Origin of the sequence: Chitinophaga sp. (assembly GCF_036569125.1) — a bacterium.
Classification (GTDB): Bacteria; Bacteroidota; Bacteroidia; order Chitinophagales; family Chitinophagaceae; genus Chitinophaga.
On sequence record NZ_DATCRF010000005.1, the window covers coordinates 1 to 2,457 of the forward strand.

A 2,457-nucleotide genomic window follows, 5' to 3' on the forward strand; every position below is an offset into this window, starting at 1 on the left:
CTTACAAGCTAAACCCGCCGGGTTACGATGGCTTTCCCGGCCTGCAGCCTAACATAGATATACCGGAAGCGCTGTATGATATGCGCCGCGATCCCGGAGAGACCCTGGATGTAAAAGAACAGTTCCCCGAAGTGGTAACGGAGCTAAAAACACTGGCCGGTAAGTACCGCCAGGATCTAGGCGATGAACTTACCGGCCAGCAGGGCACAGGACGCCGCGCCCCGGCTAAAGTTGAGTGATCAATGTTGTTTCCTGCGTTTACGCTCCACATCCGGCAGCAGCCAGGTAAGCAGGCCAATTAATGGCAGCCATGCACACAGGTGAAATACGTGGTTAATGCTGGTATGATCTGCCAGGCGGCCCAGCACTGCGGAGCCAATACCGGCCATACCAAAGGCCAGCCCAAAGAACAAACCGGCTATCATGCCCACTTTACCGGGCACCAGCTCCTGTGCATAAACCAGTATGGCAGAGAATGCGGAGGAGAGTATAACGCCAATGAATACACTCAGTACGGCTGTCCATAATAAATTTACATGCGGCAGCAGCAACGTAAATGGCGCTACACCTAAAATAGAGATCCAGATCACGTACTTACGGCCAATACGGTCGCCTACCGGCCCGCCGATAAAGGTACCGGCTGCAATGGCAAACAGGAATATGAACAGGTACACCTGCGCTGTGCCTACAGGCAGCTTAAACTTATCTATCAGGTAAAAAGTATAGTAGTTGGTCATGCTGGCCATGTAAAAGTATTTGGAGAAAATAAGCACCAGCAATATCACCAGCGCAAAAGCAATTCTGCTGGTGGGCAGCTTTACAACCGTGCCCTCCACTACCTTGCGCTTGGGCTTTGCCCGGTGTTTATTTTGTTTGTACCAGGCGGCTATATTCAGCATCACTACAATAGCTACCAGCGCAGCCAGTGAAAACCAGATCACATTAAACTGCCCGTAAGGCACAATGATCAGCGCTGCCAGCAAAGGGCCTAACGAGCTGCCGGCATTACCTCCCAGCTGGAACAGGGATTGCGCCATACCATGCCGCCCGCCGGAAGCCATATATGCCAGCCGGGACGATTCAGGGTGAAACACCGCAGAGCCCATGCCCACCAGCCCTACGGACAGCAGCACCATATAAAAGTTGTGCGCCATTGATAAACATACCAGCCCTGTTAATGTAAAGCCCATGCCAATAGCCAGGGAATAAGGCTGCGGATGTTTATCTGTATACAGCCCCACCAGCGGCTGTAAAATGGAGGCTGTCATCTGGAAGGTGAGCGTAATGAGCCCGATCTGTGTAAAGTTGATCTTCAGGGAATCCTTTACCACCGGGTAAATGGCGGGTATCAGGGATTGAATAGTGTCATTTAACAGGTGAGAAAAACTAAGTGCCAGCAGAATGGAGAAAACCGTTTTTTCTGCTGCTTCTTTTGCCGCATCGGGCATGGTTACCGTAGTGTCTTTTAATTCCGCTTCCATATTATAATCTGTTAGGTATGCTGAGGTATCGTTAATCTAAATGTGCTGAATGGGCTGTGATGCGCGCAACCAGCTCCCAGGCCTGTTCCGGCTTCTGGTCTATGATGCTTTGCAGCAGCGCATGATGCAGGTCGTGCGTTTCTATAAAAGCCTGCGTGGTTTTGTGAATGCGTATAAAATGGTTTTTCATGTGCTGGGCCAGGGTGCCATACAGGTCGGCCAGGATGCCGTTGTTGGCGGCAGCTGCAATGCTGCGGTGAAATTCAATATCCGCCTGTATGCTTTCTGCTACTTTATTTTCTTTGGCCATTGCCAGCCGCTGATCCAGGAAGCCCTGGATCCTTTCAATATCTGCTGCTGTACGGTGCCGGGCAGCCTTTTGCGCGATCTTCAGCTCCAGCAGCTGCCGTACTTCGTTGAGGTCATTGAACTCTGCCCGTTTCAGGCGCTGGGATAAAGGTTCTGTAATGCCGGTGGCTGCTTCCACAAAGGTGCCCAGGCCCTGGCGCACCCGTACTACGCCTGCATTTACCAGTATGCGTACCGCTTCGCGGATGGTGGAGCGGCCTACGCCAAATTCCTGCATGAGCGCAGGTTCGGTGGGCAGCTTCTCATCGGGTTTGTATTGCCCGAGGGAGATCTGTTGCTGCAGGCGCTGTGCTACTTCGTCTGCCAGGCTGTGCCGGTTAATTTTTTCTGTTTTAATCATCAGATGATATGATGACTCAAAGGTACAGAATGATATTTGTTATGTCAAGGTGTTTTTTATGCAAGATTATTTGGAGGGGGAAGAGAAGATTGGAGATTGAGATTGGGAGGGGCAGCTGGGGCTAAGAGTTAAGTTAGGTCGGAGTTGAGGATTTGAGGTGCAGTTGGAGATTAGGTTGGAGTTTTGGGTTGGGGGTGTAGCAGGAGGCTAAGAGTTAAGTCGGGTCGAAGTTGGGCATTTGAGGTGCAGTTGGAGATTAGGTTGGAG

2 protein-coding genes and 1 pseudogene are annotated in these 2,457 nt (G+C 51.2%); 1 reads left to right on the forward strand and 2 read right to left on the reverse strand.

Annotated elements, in window-relative coordinates; translation table 11 throughout:
• Positions 1–239: pseudogene (locus VIM87_RS00120) on the forward strand (arylsulfatase); the annotation flags it as partial.
• Here the strand turns inward: VIM87_RS00120 and VIM87_RS00125 are convergent.
• Together VIM87_RS00125 and VIM87_RS00130 are read right to left on the reverse strand one after the other, a co-directional pair.
• Positions 240–1,481: an MFS transporter gene (locus VIM87_RS00125; RefSeq protein WP_331994995.1), complete on the reverse strand. Its 1,242-nt coding sequence runs from the start codon at positions 1,479–1,481 to the stop codon at positions 240–242.
• A gap of 31 nt (positions 1,482–1,512) precedes the next feature.
• Positions 1,513–2,190: a FadR/GntR family transcriptional regulator gene (locus VIM87_RS00130; RefSeq protein WP_331994996.1), complete on the reverse strand. Its 678-nt coding sequence runs from the start codon at positions 2,188–2,190 to the stop codon at positions 1,513–1,515.
• Positions 2,191–2,457: the final 267 nt, after the last annotated feature.

Coding starts and splice junctions, on each gene's coding strand:
- VIM87_RS00125 (WP_331994995.1), bottom strand. CDS start 1,481: ATGGAAGCGGAATTAAAAGACACTACGGTAACCATGCCCGATGCGGCA.
- VIM87_RS00130 (WP_331994996.1), bottom strand. CDS start 2,190: ATGATTAAAACAGAAAAAATTAACCGGCACAGCCTGGCAGACGAAGTA.